The 17,182-nt window shown below is 33.1% G+C and carries 16 protein-coding genes; 5 read left to right on the forward strand and 11 right to left on the reverse strand.

What is annotated here, in order from left to right; all coding sequences use genetic code 11:
* Window positions 1-200 precede the first annotated feature (200 nt).
* Both Z054_RS0103640 and Z054_RS0103645 read right to left on the reverse strand, forming a co-directional pair.
* A complete protein-coding gene (locus Z054_RS0103640; protein WP_024768734.1) occupies window positions 201-3,443 on the reverse strand; it encodes a TonB-dependent receptor in 3,243 nt (1,080 codons plus the stop codon).
* 82 nt (window positions 3,444-3,525) lie between these two features.
* Complete coding sequence (locus Z054_RS0103645) at window positions 3,526-4,692, reverse strand: FecR family protein (protein ID WP_024768735.1); 1,167 nt, start codon at window positions 4,690-4,692, stop codon at window positions 3,526-3,528.
* A gap of 88 nt (window positions 4,693-4,780) precedes the next feature.
* Here Z054_RS0103645 and Z054_RS0103650 point away from each other — a divergent pair, with 88 nt between their 5' ends.
* The 5 genes from Z054_RS0103650 to Z054_RS0103670 all read left to right on the forward strand — a co-directional run bounded on the left by Z054_RS0103650 (window position 4,781) and on the right by Z054_RS0103670 (window position 9,311).
* Window positions 4,781-5,338 carry an RNA polymerase sigma factor gene (locus Z054_RS0103650; RefSeq protein WP_024768736.1) on the forward strand — a complete coding sequence of 186 codons (558 nt, stop codon included), beginning with the start codon at window positions 4,781-4,783 and terminating at the stop codon, window positions 5,336-5,338.
* A gap of 214 nt (window positions 5,339-5,552) precedes the next feature.
* On the forward strand, window positions 5,553-6,449 hold the full coding sequence (locus tag Z054_RS0103655) for a MerR family transcriptional regulator (protein WP_024768737.1): 897 nt from the start codon (window positions 5,553-5,555) through the stop codon (window positions 6,447-6,449).
* 19 nt (window positions 6,450-6,468) lie between these two features.
* Window positions 6,469-7,965: a phytoene desaturase family protein gene (locus tag Z054_RS0103660; RefSeq protein WP_024768738.1), complete on the forward strand. Its 1,497-nt coding sequence runs from the start codon at window positions 6,469-6,471 to the stop codon at window positions 7,963-7,965.
* Between the two features lie 30 nt (window positions 7,966-7,995).
* Window positions 7,996-8,835: a phytoene/squalene synthase family protein gene (locus tag Z054_RS0103665; RefSeq protein ID WP_024768739.1), complete on the forward strand. Its 840-nt coding sequence runs from the start codon at window positions 7,996-7,998 to the stop codon at window positions 8,833-8,835.
* Between the two features lie 26 nt (window positions 8,836-8,861).
* Window positions 8,862-9,311, forward strand: coding sequence for a sterol desaturase family protein (locus Z054_RS0103670; RefSeq protein WP_024768740.1), 450 nt, complete (start codon window positions 8,862-8,864; stop codon window positions 9,309-9,311).
* Between the two features lie 3 nt (window positions 9,312-9,314).
* On the opposite strand, the gene Z054_RS0103675 is transcribed toward Z054_RS0103670, so the two are convergent.
* The 9 genes from Z054_RS0103675 to Z054_RS0103715 all read right to left on the reverse strand — a co-directional run bounded on the left by Z054_RS0103675 (window position 9,315) and on the right by Z054_RS0103715 (window position 17,151).
* The gene (locus tag Z054_RS0103675) at window positions 9,315-9,875 is read right to left on the reverse strand and encodes a TlpA family protein disulfide reductase (RefSeq protein WP_024768741.1); all 561 of its coding nucleotides are present in this window, start codon (window positions 9,873-9,875) and stop codon (window positions 9,315-9,317) included.
* A gap of 224 nt (window positions 9,876-10,099) precedes the next feature.
* On the reverse strand, window positions 10,100-11,008 hold the full coding sequence (locus tag Z054_RS0103680; protein ID WP_024768742.1) for an anti-sigma factor domain-containing protein: 909 nt from the start codon (window positions 11,006-11,008) through the stop codon (window positions 10,100-10,102).
* A gap of 72 nt (window positions 11,009-11,080) precedes the next feature.
* Window positions 11,081-11,749 carry a Crp/Fnr family transcriptional regulator gene (locus Z054_RS0103685; RefSeq protein ID WP_024768743.1) on the reverse strand — a complete coding sequence of 223 codons (669 nt, stop codon included), beginning with the start codon at window positions 11,747-11,749 and terminating at the stop codon, window positions 11,081-11,083.
* 133 nt (window positions 11,750-11,882) lie between these two features.
* Window positions 11,883-13,328: a nicotinate phosphoribosyltransferase gene (locus Z054_RS0103690; RefSeq protein ID WP_024768744.1), complete on the reverse strand. Its 1,446-nt coding sequence runs from the start codon at window positions 13,326-13,328 to the stop codon at window positions 11,883-11,885.
* A gap of 110 nt (window positions 13,329-13,438) precedes the next feature.
* Window positions 13,439-14,593: a hypothetical protein gene (locus Z054_RS0103695; RefSeq protein WP_152538455.1), complete on the reverse strand. Its 1,155-nt coding sequence runs from the start codon at window positions 14,591-14,593 to the stop codon at window positions 13,439-13,441.
* 76 nt (window positions 14,594-14,669) lie between these two features.
* Window positions 14,670-15,398, reverse strand: a complete 729-nt coding sequence (locus tag Z054_RS0103700; protein WP_024768746.1) for a metallophosphoesterase — start codon at window positions 15,396-15,398, stop codon at window positions 14,670-14,672.
* A 70-nt stretch (window positions 15,399-15,468) separates the two neighbouring features.
* Window positions 15,469-16,014: an RNA 2'-phosphotransferase gene (locus Z054_RS0103705; RefSeq protein WP_024768747.1), complete on the reverse strand. Its 546-nt coding sequence runs from the start codon at window positions 16,012-16,014 to the stop codon at window positions 15,469-15,471.
* On the reverse strand, window positions 16,001-16,519 hold the full coding sequence (locus Z054_RS0103710) for an O-acetyl-ADP-ribose deacetylase (RefSeq protein WP_024768748.1): 519 nt from the start codon (window positions 16,517-16,519) through the stop codon (window positions 16,001-16,003). Before Z054_RS0103710 ends, Z054_RS0103705 begins: the two co-directional genes overlap by 14 nt.
* Complete coding sequence (locus Z054_RS0103715; protein WP_024768749.1) at window positions 16,516-17,151, reverse strand: DUF4291 domain-containing protein; 636 nt, start codon at window positions 17,149-17,151, stop codon at window positions 16,516-16,518. Before Z054_RS0103715 ends, Z054_RS0103710 begins: the two co-directional genes overlap by 4 nt.
* Window positions 17,152-17,182 lie beyond the last annotated feature (31 nt).

Raw genomic sequence — 17,182 nt, forward strand, 5'->3', positions numbered from 1 at the left:
TTTTTCCGCATTTAATTTGTATAATATTAAAACGATCAATCATGAAAACTAACCTAAAAATTAATAGTTATTTCTTTGCAAAACTCTGCTTATTATTTAGTGTAGCTTCACTTCTTGCTGTTATAATGATGATTTAAAAAATAGGCAGGGATAAATTTATCCCTGCCTATTACTGTATTAAACTAATAATACAAACTCAACTATAGGCTAAAATTAATTCTTGCAAATAAGAATCTTCCGGTATATCCAAATTGTGATGTTCTTCGAGAATACACAAACTGATCACCAGCAGTTCCTCCTGCTCTATTTTCATCGGGATATACATCTAATAAATTGTTAGCTCCTATGGTAATATTAAGGTTTTCAAAAACCTTTGCAGAAACAGAAAGGTCGGTTATGACTTTTCCTCCATAAACGGCATCATTACTAACTACTGTTCCTTCGACTCTTGGGTCTCCATTAAAATCATCTGGATCGGTTACCTCTCCAAAAAATACGTTTCTTAATAGTACATTATATCTTCCGATAGATAATGCATTGGTAAGGCTTAATTTTGTTCTTGGTTGTGCCAACGTTAGAAAAGCTTCTTCCTGAGCATCAAAGAAGTTACCTCCCTGACCTGCACTTGCAATTCTAGCCGGAATTCTAATCTCCTCTACCTCGGTTTCTGCAAATGTGGCAGACAGATCACTTTTTAAAGTTGCATTTTCCCCAAAGTCGGCTTTATGAGAAACCACAACATCTATACCTTGAGACTTGGTATCAATTGCATTAACAAAGAAACGTGCACTGGTAGCTCCTGCATCCTCAAATATCTGAGTAAGCTCTGCATCGCCTCCGTTTCCAAAACTACCGCTATACACTATTCTATCGTCGATAGTAATCAAATAGGCATCTGCAGTGATTGTGAAATTCTGAATTTTTGCCGTAAATCCAAGACTATAACTATCAGAGGTTTCTTCCTTTAATTTTGCTATCCCAATTAAAGTCGCTGCTCTACTATCATTGGTAAATGTACCTTGTTCAAAAGGTTGATTATCCACAAAAACTGTACTGGTTCTACTAAAAAATTGCTGATGTAACGACGGTGCTCTAAATCCAGTACTATTGGCCCCTCGTACAGAAAAATTATCTGATATCTTATATCTGGTTGCTAGTTTATAGTTAAAAGTATCTCCAAAATCAGAATAGTTTTCATATCTCCCTGCCAAGCTAACTAACCATTGCTTTGTAAAATCAACTTCCAGATCGATATAACCTGCAATACTATTTCTATATTTATCGGTTTCGTTATTCGGGTCATATCCTCTAAACACTTGTGAACCTCCGCCAAGTACAGCTCCCGTGAAATTATTTCGAACTAATTCATTATCGGGAGTAGTACTGGTTACGGGGTTTCCGTTAATATCATAACTGGTATAAGAAGCTTCCTCCCCTGCTGTAATAGAGTAGTTCTCTACTTTGTACTCTGCTCCCATTGCAACATTAAATCCTTCAAAAATATCTTCATGAAATTTGCTAATATCCAGATTAGTAGTATTCTGCATAAAACTTAATGATCCTGCATCAAAGGTTCTTGGTGTTGCAACGCCCAAGGTTCCATTACTAGAATTACCAACAGTGATATCAAAAGTATTGATCCCATATGTATTCGAGAAATCCACATTCCAATCCTTAATCTTACCTTTGATTCCCAGTGCGATAGATTTGTCAACAATATCTGTTCCTATATTAGGTAAGAATCCATTAGGAAATGCTGGTGTATTAGCTCTGCCATCTCCTTGTGCTGGTCTTCTGTAAAATCCAGATGCCAATCCTTGTCGATAACTAATACCACCAAAACTATAAATCTCGGTATCATCACTTAGCGGGATAGACATATTGGCAAAGAATTTCCCTTCTCTTAATTTGGCTGTACCTACTTTAAATCTAAAATCTGTACGGGTTAATCCGCGAGCTGTCAATTCTGCCTCATCGACATCTATATCCAATAATCCTCTGAAGGTATCTACATCTGCAGGGTTATTAACATCTAAAGCCGCAATCTGGTCCTTAACACTCTGATCCAGGTATGTGATTCCTTGAGCAGCGGTTTGATAATCTGCAAGTGTCATTTCTGCAACATTTCCTCCTCCTGCTGCAAAAACACGTTCTGCTCCATGAAATCCTTTAAAAATATCTCCTTGATAATCGCGATTACGTAACGCTGGTTCCCTGGTAGAAAGTGATCCTGTAAAATTGATAAATCCTCCATTTTCTCCTAAAGCTAACCCATAATTTGCTTCTAATTTTACTTTCTCGCCATCACTACCTCCATCAAACTGATTAGAGTTTTCGCTAAAATTAGCTCCTGTAGTAAGCGTAAGATCTAATTTACCCGTCGCTTTTTTTAGTACAATATTAATCACACCAGCAATGGCATCAGATCCATATTGAGCAGCAGCTCCATCTCGTAACACTTCAATTCTTTGAATAGCAGCAGTAGGAATTGCGTTCATATCCGTACCTACACTACCCGCTCCAACAGTACCATTTACATTAACCAGTGAAGTATTATGCCTTCTTTTTCCATTAATTAATACCAAAACCTGATCGGGTCCTAAACCACGCAAAGAAGCTGGATCGATATGATCTGTCCCATCAGAAACAGTTTGGGTCTGTGACGTAAATGAAGGAGCTGCATAATTTAAAATTTCATTAATCGAAGTCTGTGGTCCCTGAGTAGCCATCTGAGTGATATCGATAACATCAATTGGCACCGCAGTTTCTGTAGCAGTACGACTAGGGTTTCTAGACCCTACAAGAATTACATCATCTAATTGTGCAGCAGCATCTTGTAATACTATCTCAATAAAATCTTTACCGGTTACATCTACCTCTGTAGTTTCAAAACCAATATAAGAAACAATCAAAGTATTGTTTTCGCCTGATAAATTAATCGCAAAATTACCGTCAAAATCTGTTTGAGCTCCAGTTGTAGTTCCTTTAACCAACACATTTGCCCCTGGTAATGGATTTCCATTAAAGTCTTTGACATTTCCTTTAATCTCACGTTGTAACTCTATCTTCTCTTTAAGTAAATGAGTTTTTTTCAATATCACTTGTTTCCCGATAATAGAATATGAGATATCTGTTCTATTAAACAAGAGTTCCAGAACTTTATCCAGAGTTTCTTTATTAACCTGGATTGTAGTCTTTTGACTTAGATTTACCTCATCATTAATGTAAAAAAACTTATATGATGTTTGGTTTTTAATTTCTTCAATGACTTCAGATAATGGTGTTTCCTCAAAATCAAGTTCTATTTTGCCTTGTGAAAAGCCCGAAGTTGCCATCATCTGAAAGATGGAAAAACTAAATAGAACCAGTGTAAGTTTCATTTTTAATACAATTGATTGGTACGCTACGTGTGAAAATAGCGCATGATTACCCTTTTTTTTCATATTTTTGAAAAGTTTGATTGTTAAGTACTCTGTTAAATAATAATCGAATCAGTAAGGGAAGTGTAGCAGCACTTCCTTTTTTTTACGGATTGATTGTAATGTTCTTACCTTTTATTTCATATGTAAATTTTAAAGTTTCTGAAAATGTTCTCAGGATTTCTTCGATATTCTCTACATCAAATTCTCCTGTAAAATGTGTATTGTTTAATGTTTTGTTATGACTTGTTATCGAGACATCATAGCTGCGTTCTATCCTTTTAAATGCATCTACAAAAGATTCGTTTTGTAGTATAATCTTTTTATCCATCCAAGAAGTATATAAGGATGTATTTACCTTTTGTTTATGCATAATTTTTTTATGCTTACTAAAAATTGCCTGATCGTTGGGTATTAGTCGCAATGAGCTTGTATTCTCATTTTGATCGTTGACAACCACAGCACCTTCTACCAATGTAGTTTTTACCGTAGCATCTTCGGCATAAGAAGATACATTAAACTGGGTTCCTAAAACTTCTACATCTACATTTTCTGTTTTTACTATAAACGGCTGCTCTTTATTTTTGGTAACATCAAAGAAAGCTTCTCCTTTTAGATAGACCATTCTATTTTCTTTTGTAGGCATAAAATGCTGAGGGAATTTTAAACTACTCGCTGCATTTAGCCATACTTTAGTTCCGTCGGATAATGTGAGCTGAAATAATTTTCCTTTAGGAATAGAGATTTCAATATACTTAGCTTCGGTTACCTCATTACCTGGCTGAACAATAAATTGATTCTGATCTTTTTTACCAATCAAATTACCACTAGCATTTATAATATCTGCTTTATCATTAAAATCAGTATATGTAACTGTACCATCTGCCTGAACAATTTTGATTTTATCTACAGGTTGAGTATTTGCTTCAACAACAGTAGGGTTTGTTTTAACAGCAGTAACATTCTGAGTGGTATAATAATACCCTCCTAGAAGTACTCCTCCCAGAACTGCAACATATTTTAATACCGCTGACCAAGATTTTAGGCTAATCACCTTAGCCTTCTTTTCCTCAATAGTGTAGATAAAACGTTCATAAGCAGAGTTTGGATCTGCTGGCAACTCTTTGTTTGTGCCATACCATTTCTTTATTTCTTGCTTAAAAAGGATTTCATGATCAGGATTTTCAGCCAACCATTGTTGTAATGCCTGTTTATCTGAGGACGAAATGTCTCCTTCTAAGTACTTCTTAATTACTGTTAAATAATTATCCATTCTTCATTTTTTCTATTTAAAAGATGCAGAAAAACCATAAATCCCCTACTTTATTTTATTTTTTTTAATTTAGTCGGTGATTTTAATAATGAAAAAAGATAGTCGGGACATAGAAAAATTACTGATTCAGGGGCTTACAGACGGAAATCAAGACAGCTATAAAATAGTGTTTAATCAATACTATTCCTGGCTGTATAACTACGTTTATAAGCTTTCTAATAATTCGTCATTGTCTGAGGATCTGGTGCAAAATGTTTTACTTAGGCTTTGGGAAAAAAAATCAACTTTACGAATTACTTCATCCTTAAAAAATTATCTTTTCAGATCTTGTCATAATGAATTTCTAATGTATCTACGGCAACAAAAAAAAGAATACGATGCATTAGATTCTCTAAGATGGGAAGCCATATTCGAAATGTATACTAGTGAAGAAGAAAACCAATTAGACTTAAATTGGATAAAACTTGAAAAAGCTATTGAGCAACTTCCAAAAAAATGTAGAGAAGTATTTAAAATTAGTCGTTTAGAGCAAAAAAAACATAAGGAAATAGCCGATATTTTAGGTATTTCTACTAAGACCGTCGAAATACATATTAGTAAAGCTTTGCGTTTCTTAAAAACTAATGTTTCTATTTTTTTCTTTTAAATCTTCTACTGTAGCATACACAATGAAGTAGTATCAAGCTATATTATATACTAAGTATCACAAAACTATATTAACACCACACTATCAACCTCTTATCATTAACAAATTGATAAAAAATGTTTGTTTTTTAACAATTAACGGTACTATTTTAACATTTTTTGAAAAAAAAAGTGTTTTCTTTTCCTTAGTTTTGTTTAACAATTTCTAAAAAAAAGTGAACAATATTAAACAAACATTTAGTATTAAAGATCTAGAGAATCTTTGTGGTGTAAAAGCGCACACCATAAGAATATGGGAAAAAAGATATAATCTACTTTCTCCTGATCGTACTGATACCAATATAAGAACATACAATTTAAAAAATCTTCAGAAACTACTTAATGTTACTTACCTGGTAAACAGTGGTTACAAAATATCTAGAATTTCTAAATTAGGTACACAAGAAATTAATGAATATGTAAGAAGTATCGTATCTGACAATAGCACCAAAAACCAGGCTATGAACTCCTTTAAAATTGCGATGTTGAATTATGATCTTGAGCTATTTTTAGAGACATATTCACAACTAGAGAGCAAAAGAAATTTTAAAGAAATATTTGTTGATTTTTTTATTCCTTTATTAAAAGAAATAGGATTATTATGGCAGACAGATACAATTAGCCCTGCACATGAACATTTTATCTCTAATTTAATAAAGCAAAAGCTATTACTAAACATTGAAAAACTTCAATATTCTAAACCCACCAAAACGGATAGAGCTTTTATTTTATTTCTTCCAGAAAACGAAATACATGAATTAGGTTTATTATATATTAATTATGAAGTACTCTTACATGGATATAAGGCTATTTATCTGGGTCCAAGTATTCCTTTAGACAGTCTGCCTAATATGCTTTCTTTTCATGATGATGTGGTGTTTATATCCTATTTCACTATCAGACCAGAAAAAGATAATATAAAAAAATACCTTGAGGATTTTAATACAATTGTATGTGCCAATAGAGTCAATGAGTTATGGATATTAGGCAAACAAATCATGCATATTCCTAATAACACAGGACACAACCATCGTTATTTTGAATCAATTAGCTCATTAATTTCTGAGTTTTAATTTTATAATTATTTCAGTTATGTCTAAAAAGATAGCAATCATCGGTTCTGGATTTTCATCGCTTTCTGCTTCGTGCTATCTGGCTAAATTAGGATATGATGTAACTGTTTTTGAAAAAAACGCGACTGTAGGTGGCAGAGCCGGTCAATTAAAAAAAGAAGGATTTACGTTCGATACTGGTCCTTCCTGGTATTGGATGCCTGATGTGTTTGAACGTTTTTTTAGGGATTTTGATACATCAGCCTCTGATTATTATACGTTAGACAAACTACACCCTGCATACAAAGTTTTCTTTAAAAACAATGAAAGTATCACGATAGGTGATTCATTAGAAAAAATATATGAAACCTTTGAAGCAGAAGAAAAGGGAAGTTCGGTTAAACTACAAAAGTTTATCAAAACTGCACAAAATAATTATGAAATTGCAATTAAGGATTTAGTCTATCGACCAGGAGTTTCCATATTAGAACTGGTAACAAAACAAACAATTCTACGAGTAGGTCAATTTTTTAGTACCATTTCTAAAGAAGTTCGTAAAGAATTTAAAAGTAAAAAGTTAATCCAAATTCTTGAGTTTCCTGTATTGTTCTTAGGCGCTAAACCAAGTGATACTCCAGCTTTTTATAGTTTTATGAATTATGCTGATTTTGGGTTGGGAACCTGGCATCCCAGGGGAGGAATGTATAGTGTAATAGCGGGGATGGAAGAATTAGCCAGATCACTCGGTGTAACAATTCACACCAATGCGACTGTCGAAAAAATAGTAGTAGAAAACGGTCATGCAAAAGGCATTATTGTAAATGGTGAAAAAATAGATGCTGATGTTGTATTATGCGGAGCAGATTATCATCATGGGGAAACATTATTAGCGCCAGAATATCGACAATATTCTGAAAAATATTGGGAGCGTAAAACTTTTGCTCCTTCTTCTCTACTCTTTTATGTAGGGTTTGATAAAAAGCTACAAAATATTAACCATCATAATTTATTTTTTGATACCGATTTTGAGCAACATACAAGAGATATTTATGACACCCCTAAATGGCCTGATGATCCATTGTTTTATGCCAATTTCACTTCTTTAACAGATCCAGAATCTGCTCCTAAAGGCAAAGAAAATGGGTTTTTCCTTATCCCGTTAGCTCCAGGAATAGAAGATACCAACGAGCTAAGAGAACGTTATTTTGATAAAATGATGACTCGTTTTGAAGCACTTACAAATCAAAATGTTAAAAATAGCATTATCTTTAAAGAGTCCTTTTGTATTAAAGACTTTATAAAAGAATATAATTCTTACAAAGGAAACGCCTATGGGATGGCTAATACACTTTTACAAACTGCATTCCTAAGACCTAAGTTAAAAAGCAAAAAAATACAAGATTTATTTTTTACCGGGCAGCTTACTGTTCCTGGTCCGGGTGTACCTCCATCTTTGATTTCAGGAAAACTAGTAGCTGGATTAATCGAAACTCATTATAAATATAACAAGACGTTAAAACCTAGTACAACAGTATAACAAACTCAATTAAACCTTAAATCCTATCTTATGAAGTCTATTTTTGATACTGTATCGCAAAGTTGTAGCAAAATTGTTACAAATTCCTACAGTACATCATTTTCGCTTGCTTCAAAAATGTTATCAGATTCTATACGGCAGGATATTTATAATATTTATGGTTTTGTAAGGTTTGCAGATGAAATTGTAGATACATTTCATGAGTATGATAAAGAAAAATTATTTAATGATTTTGAAGAGGAAATGTACAAAGCAATTAAAAATAAGATTAGCTTAAATCCTATTCTTAATTCTTTTCAAAAAACAGTTCATCAATATAATATTAGTCCGGAGTTGTATGAAGCATTTATGAAAAGTATGAGATTAGATTTGCATAAAACCAACTATCTAACAGATCAAGAATACAAAGATTATATTTATGGATCGGCAGATGTAGTTGGATTAATGTGTTTGAAAGTTTTTGTGAATGGGGATGCCGAAAAGTATGCTGATTTAAAGCAAAGCGCAATGCATTTGGGTTCTGCTTTTCAGAAGGTTAATTTCTTACGGGATCTAAAAACAGATTTTGAAGATCTTAATAGAACCTATTTCCCGAATCTAAATTTAAATGAACTTGATGAAGAATCTAAACTTAAAATTATCAAGGAAATAGAAGAAGATTTTGATAAAGCTTTACAAGGTATTTTAAAACTTCCTGTTGAAGCAAAATTTGGAGTATATACTGCATTTATTTACTATAAAAAATTATTAAATAAGCTTAAAAAAACTCCGTCTTTAGAAATAAAAAATACACGTATACGAGTATCGAATTATCAAAAATTTGGATTATTAGCAAAATCCTATTTTGACTATCGATTAAACTTAATTTAGCCTTATTTTTGTATAAAACCTATTTTGTGAAAGTTGTTATCCAAATATTAGTTTTTCTTGCCGCCTTCTCTATTATGGAGTTCATGGCTTGGTTCACTCACAAATATGTAATGCATGGTTTTTTGTGGTCATTACATAGAGATCATCATCATAAAGATCATGACAGTTGGTGGGAACGCAATGATTTATTCTTTGTATTCTATGCTATAGTAAGTATGTCTTGTATTTTGTTTCATGATTCACAGACATTTTGGATAGGAAGAGCTATAGGTCTAGGCATTCTAGCTTACGGTATTGCCTATTTTGTTGTACATGATATTTTTATACATCAGCGTTTTAAAGCATTCAGAAATACGAGCAATTGGTACGCCAAAGGAGTAAGAAGAGCTCATAAAATGCATCATAAAAATATAAAAAAGGAAAAAGGAGAATGTTTTGGTATGCTAGTGGTTCCTTTCAAATATTTTAAAAAATAGATTTTATTCGGCTAATAGATTATCTATAGTTTCTCTTACTTTGGTGCTATTCCAATCTGCGGCACCAACTTTATCAATAATAATGTTTCCTTTTTTATCTAATAAATAAGTTGCAGGTATTGTTTTACTCACAAAAGGTTTTGGGTGCTCTGATAATGATCTATAGATAGGGTAGCTATAGTTTTTATTCTTCATAAACTTATTTAATTCTGGATCATCATCTGTAGTTACAAAGAGAAATACTACTTCATCTTTATAATCATTATACAATTTTTGCAATGAAGGCATTTCTGCTATGCAAGGAGGACACCATGTAGCCCAGTAATTGATTAAAACAACTTTATCTTTTGCTGTATTAAAATTAGTAGACGCTGTATTTACTCCATGTAATTTCCAGTCATATGATGCTACTTTTGCTCTTTCTTCTACTTTTACTATCCCGGGGCTAAAAGAGAAAATTCTGGTTAAAAATATCTGCATCATCCCTCTGGTATTAGGAATAAAAAATAATATCAATATGATTGCAAAAATCACATTTGAAATGTTCTTTTTATTAAACTTCATCTATCTAAATATTTTGATTTTCAGAATTCATTTGATTTTTTCATCTATTGTCACAGATATTTTGATTAGTAACAAAATCCTGAAACACCTTACAAAGTTATATAAATAAATGGCACTACATCTAAGATAGATATAGACTTAATTCTTAAAATACAGTTTTCTTAAATTAATAAAGCGCAATCAAAGATTGCGCTTTAAAACTAACAAAAAATAACAATGAACTATTATCTTGTTACACTTCCGGAAGGAAATGAAGCACTATTAAGCTCAAAGGTATAACTAGTAGGTGCGGTATCTGTACCTGCTGTACCAACCAAAGGTTTCAACAAAAATGGTGCTGCTGCATTGTCTGGAAATGGTTCTACAGAAATCACAACCGTTTTTCCTCTAACATCTAATGGAAATGTTACTCCGTCTGGAGCATTTCTAAAAAAGTCTTCTCCTGGTAATTGTGGTCCATTAGAAGCTGTCTCACTAAACCCATTAAGGTTTCCTGCATTATCATCTGCTGTATTATTCATTGTGAATGTTCCGGTAGAAACGGGTACTCCATCTGCTACTACCCATCCTTCATATTTCCATCCTGCATCAAGAACCGGTAAGGTTAAATTTGCTGCCGGAGGCATTCCTGGAGTACCAAACCATACTCCAAATTGATCATTACCATTATTAGCAGTTCCCGAAGCCTCATCTGTTGGGGTTCTTAAGAAAAACCCTCCTGCTGAAGCTGAAAAATCTCCTTCTCCTACTGGCCCTAACCCTACTGTTGCCGTATTACCGGTTCCGAAATCACCTTTTAATAGTTTTGTATCTGATGGTGCCGGGTTTGGATCTGGATTTGGTTCTATTGTTAATACAAAAGCCGCCGCCGCCTTAAGCGATTCTGTATTTACCATAAAAGAAGTACTAGATAATTCTCCCGCACTATTTACAGAAAATGTTCCTGTAGAAACTGGAGCTTCATTAACGATAATCCATCCTTCATAAAGGTAATCGCTTCCTAAGTCTTCTAATCCACTAAGATTAAGTGTTACATTTGATTCGGTAGGTACATTACCAGAGTCATCATCATTGTTACATGAAGAAACAATACATCCGATAATCAGAGTACCTATAATTGTTTTTTTAAACATTGCTTTTTTTTTATGATTATTAGACCATAAAATTATTAACATTGAAGTTTTTAAAATGTTAGCCACCTAACATTAAGCAACATTTTTTAAACGAATCTCTTTTCTATTAAAATCTATGACGTTAGATTCCTTTAATTCGTTTAGAATAATATTTAAGGTTGGTCTCGATGTACCGATAAGATGAGCTATGTCTTTTTGGGTATAAGGATGCTCTATTACCATATCTCCTGTATAAGGACAACAGTGCCCGTAGTCTTCTTTAAGCTCATTTAAGAACTCTAATAATCTTGTTTTGGTATCTTTAAAGAGAAGTAACTGTAATCTTCTTTCTAAGCGTTTAAATCGCATACCTATAAATTTATAGATTCTAAGGCTAAAAGATTGATTCTCGCGCATAAGTCCATGCATGGTTTCTACACCGATGGGACAAATAGAAGTTGTATTATCGACAGATTGCGCAAACTCTGTTCTTTTGTTTTCTCCAAGAATAGCTTTTTCACCAAAAATCTCTCCCCGAGTAAGAATAGCTTTTATTACCTCGTATCCATCTTCTGCATAGTATCCAATTTTTACCTTTCCTTTTTCTATAAGGTATACTTTGTTTGCAGAATCTTCTTCAAAATAAATATAGTCGTTCTTTCGGTAAGCATCAAAATCGTGATCTTTTTTATACCTTTTAAACTTATGAGGGCATAATACTTTAAAGAGATCTGAATCCTCAAAAAACCAGATTGCACTCATGATGATTATGTTTTATGATGTTAGTTTATCTACTTATGTCGTAAAACACTCAAATCCCTTACATTATTGTATTAGAAACCCCTTAAAAGCTTAATTTTAAGGGGTTTTGTGAATTTCATGATATAAACTTAATTTATTGAGCAATTCTTTTACGAATCGTAAACAAATTATCTTCTATTAGTAACTCTCCATCTTTAAAAACAGTTTTTAATAATCCTTGATTTTCTTCTTGTTCAGAAACCTGATCTTTATACACTATTTTTCCTTGTTCTTCATATAATTGAATACGCCCTTTTGCAGATTTTTTAGTCCCATCATCTGTGATCGGATCTTTAAATATTTCTCTTCCTTCTCCCTGTACTTCTACATAAGTAGCTTTCATTGCAAATCCAAAAGTATCTCGGGTATTGTATTGATATGTAAAACTCCCTATTCCCAGAACCACATTAGTAGAAGCAAAACCTTTAGCTTTTAACTTTTCACAAATCTGGGTTGCTCTTTCTATTGTAATACTATCTCCATAGATAGCTCCGATTTTTGGATTCAACACTTTGTATCCCTGATCATTTATAGTTCCTCCAAATTCATCCCAAAGTAATTCTATAACACCCTTAGCAACTATTGGATTCTTATGATCACATCCACAAATAATATCCACAGGATCACCAGAATCTGGTCTAATGACAAGTTTTCCTTCTCTGTCGAGGATTTCATTTTTTAGTTTAGGCAAATATTCTGTTAGCACTTTCCAAAGATCCCAAGTATCAGATACTACAGATAATATTCCCGTTGGATATGTCTCTAATAACCTTCTAAAGGTTCCTATTTCATCATCTTTACTTCCTGCACACATCACACTATGCTCTGTAGCATTTACACTACCAATAACTAATTCTTTGGTAACATCTGCATTATAATATGTTTCAAAAGCTTTTGCTACAGGCAATGTATCACTCCCAGAAAATGATAATGCATGTCCCATACCGCTAAGAATTGAAGATTCTGTTCCCGACATTCCTCGCATCGAAAAATCGTGACCCTGCCAGGTAATAAACTCTATATTATTACGATCTGTTTCTATTGCAAAAGAGGATAAAATGCTTTGATATTGTTTTGCAATAGTAGCAGAAGTACAAGGTTGCCAAATAATATTAGACAATAAAGTTTCCAGGTAATTGGTAAGCCAGAAAAATTCTGGTTTAGTGTTCATTACTGTAAACATCGGTACTCGAATAGGAACTTCTGTTCCCTCTGGTAAGGATTTGATTTTAATCGGTAAATATCCTAAATCGTGTAATTCTTCGATATGTGCAATATCATAATCTATACCCAGATAATGATCTACATATTTTTTATATTCTGCAGTCACTTCTTCTTTGGGAAGATTGAAAAACTGTTCGTTGAATTGTTTGATTAAATATTCTTTAATAAAATACTGCAACCCAAAAAACACTACATTATCAATTCCTTCTATTCTACTTTTCCTAGGTGTCCAGTTAGAATACACAAAAGTAGTTCCGTTTGGATATTGCTCTTTATGTCCTAATTTATAACCGTCTGTTAATAGTAATGGATTCATCTTTATTCTATTTTGCGTTATTTATACGCAAATATAGTTTTTATTTTTAAACTGATAAAATCTTAAAAGAATTTTCTTCTGGATTATTTCAAAAACTGATAGAAAACATGTTAGTTTTCATACTTGCGATTCATGAATTCCTTAAATACTTTTTGAAAACCACTAAGATCTACTTTAGCATTTTTAACTTCAGAACTGTCTTTGTATTCTATGTAATATGTGTTTCTCGGTTTCTCAAAGAAACGTATCCCCTCTATTATTTTACCATTATCTCCTGTGAGAATGTATCCTCTAAAAATTTCAGGATCTTCTGGACGTTGTTTATCTTTTTTATGCATTTCATTAATGATGGTCTCTATAAACTCATCAAAAAAAGATTGCATATTCTTATTGATAAAAATCTCTGGTTTCTCAAAATAGATTTTCTGTATGTCTACCAAATCTAACTTGGTCGAATATTCCTTAAAACCACTGGTTCCATAACCATATGTTCCATCACTTTGATCATATATAAACATGGTGCTATTCGCAGGTAAAACATCTACATTTCCTTTCATAAAATATTTAGCACCAATTTCTTTTTCATTTATAGTATATGAAGCTTTCCAACTCTTATTTTTCCTGAATAATTGTATTTCCAACTTCTCCCCTGCTGCAGCTAAGGTAGGCGATCCTATAATAATACTATCTCCTTTCTGAATTATCAAAGTTCGCTGATAATAGTGCTTAGCAAATATATCTATATGTAATGCTGTATATTTTTTATTCTCTATTTTTTTAGAGAATATTCCCGAAGGCACTTCTTCATATTCATATCCATCTATTATTTTACCATTCTTATAAACAGATTTGATGTTTAATTTTGGTTTATACAAATCTCTTATGTATACTTCATAATCTTCTTTACTCATCACTTCTCCTAGTTGCTCTTGTAAGCCTTCTATTTCAGAAGTTTCTGGTGCTAATGCCATTTGATAAACATCTAAAGAATATTGAAATTTTGCTTCTCCATTCTCATAATAATCAACTCTGGGAAATTCATCGTTTCCTTTTGAAAAATATCCATTATATGGTTTTCCATATTTATAAAATCCTTTGTATATTTTTTGAGGTTTTTCGACAATTACAAAAGAATCTTGATCAATAACATTATCCATGTTTTGAGAATTTACAGGATTAAATGAAAGCATGCACAATGACAAGAGTAAAATAATCTTGCTACTCCAGCTAATTCTACATCTTAATAAGAATTCGATCTTAATCATTACAAAATTTTAGAAGATAAAAATAGGTCCAATTTCTGTTAGAAACTACACTGTTTACCGTTAAAGTTAGAAAGATTTAGTTTCTTCCTTTTTCATCAGGGTATAAAGAAGGCAATGGGTCGCTTTGCCAAAACTCTTTGGTATCGATATCCAGGATAGTAAGTTTTCCTTTGAAACCTGCTCCTGTATCCATATTCCAGAGGTTATAGGCTTTTATAGGAGTATCCTTGCCATACTCAATAGTAGGGGTATGCCCGATATAAATCTCGGAATAATGGCTAAACCGTTTTGGTTGATCATCTTTTAAAGCTACCTCTCCAACTTTATCGGCGAGTAATGCTGATTCCCATAATGTTCGATCCCAATAATAATTAGAATCATACTCCTCTTTTCCTACGCCATGCATAGATGTAAATCCTGCATGTACAAAAAGCCTTCCCTCTTTATCCAGATAGTAATCTTCCAACGTATTAAAAAATGCTTTATGAGTTTCTTTGGTAAGTAATCCGGATTGAATATAGCTATGGATTGTTTCTTTTCCTCCATGCGCCAACCATACGGGGTTGGTTACTCCTTTTTCTAGCCATAATCCACACCACAGGTCATGATTTCCTCGTATAAAAACACATGTATTGGATGTAGAGAGGTTGATAAGTTCTTGTATTACCAGAGCCGATTCGCTCCAGCCATCTACGTAGTCTCCCAAAAAAACCAGGGTATCTTCTGACGTTACATTTGCTCGTTCTAAAACCTGAAGTAAAGCCCTATGACCACCATGTATATCTCCAATCACTAAAGTTCTCATGATTATATTCTTAAAATACTTATCTTCTTAAGACCTCACAGGTTTTAAAAACCTGTGAGGTCTGGATATATTATGATTTAAACTCAATATATTCTGGAGCTACTACATCGGTTAGCCACACTTCATTATCCGATTGATAAAACTCTATTCCTTTGGCATACATTTCACCCGATCTCACAGTTAGAATAATAGGTTTCCCTCTTCTCGATCCTACTTTAATAGCCGTTTCTCTTTCTTTACTAAGATGTACATGATGCCTGCTCATTTTCAGCAACCCTTTTTCTCTAATGGCATCCATAAATTTAGCCACTGTACCGTGATACAAGAATTCTGGGGGCTGCTTTGGTTGATATTCTAAATCTACCTGTATTGAGTGACCCTGACTGGCTCTAATCCTCGTATGGTCTTCATTAAAGGCAAAGCGTTGCTTATCACAGGATGCTACAACTTCTTCTAATACATCCATACTTAATTCAGGCCGGTGCCTTTTTACTTTTTGTAGTAATTCCTGTACATCTGTCCAACCCTTTTCATCGAGTTGTATCCCCACTTTATCAGGGTTATGCCTTAGAATAAGGCTTAAAAATTTACTTATATGTTTATTATTTGTTTTCATTTTTTAATAATTCATTATACAGCTCAAAATTTTCCTGATCAAAACAAACAAAGACTATCTCTTCAATCTTATTTTGATCAAAATTTTTAGCCACTTCGACAGCTATTCTTGCCGCAACATTTTTAGGGAATTTATAGATTCCTGTACTTATATTTGGAAAAGCTATCTTTTTTACTCCATTCTCAATTGCTAATTTTAATGAATTGATATAGCAGTTTCTCAATAGTTCTTCCTTTTCTTTTCCTTCATTATTCCAAACTGGTCCTACGGTATGAATAACATAATTTGCAGGAAGATTACCTGCTGTCGTGATCACAGCTTCTCCTGGATTACATTTACCTTGCCTAGCTCTAACAACTCTACAAGCTTCCAGGATAGCAGCCCCACCTTTGCGATGAATCGCTCCATCCACTCCACCGCCTCCCAAAAGAGAAGAATTTGCTGCGTTGACAATAGCATCGACTTTAATCGTAGTGATATCAGATTGGATTACTACTATTTTCATTTTAGTTTCAAATATGTATTCAATTTTTCATCCTTAAATATCAATGGTTTTTCTGCTGGAATAACCAGATTTTCCAAATCTTTATTTTTCACAAATTTATATTGCTCACTAACAAAATCAGAAACATCTTCAATCTCCAAAACATCATCTTTTGCATATGACTTTATAAACTCCTTTCTTAATCCAATCTGGATGGCTCGTCTTTCTAATTTCACTCCATATGGATCATGATCGGGATCCCATTGCAATCTCACATTAGAATTTGCAACATCTTCCTGCCAGGCTTCATACGACACATATAATTCTGGTTTAAACGATGAATACACAGCATTTTTAACATAGCTCTCAAAAGCTTCTTTTTTAAGGTGTATGGCCAATACGACTTCTTGTCCTTCTTTTGTCCCCCAACCATTTCTGTACATCATCCACAAGAAATTAGGTTTAATCCATGTCATTCGGTCTAAGCTAAAAGCTCCTCCAAAAAATTGATTTTTTACGGCAAAACTTCCTATTTCGGGACGATAAGATTGGTATACTATTATTTTCTCGTCATCATATTGTGCCATGATATGATACCCGCTTTGGGGCCATTCTTTCTCTTGTTCTTTATATTTTTTAAGTTGTAATTTCATTATTTCTATAATTTATTCTCGATACATTTTG

Origin of the sequence: Aquimarina macrocephali JAMB N27, assembly GCF_000520995.1 — a bacterium.
GTDB lineage: Bacteria > Bacteroidota > Bacteroidia > Flavobacteriales > Flavobacteriaceae > Aquimarina > Aquimarina macrocephali.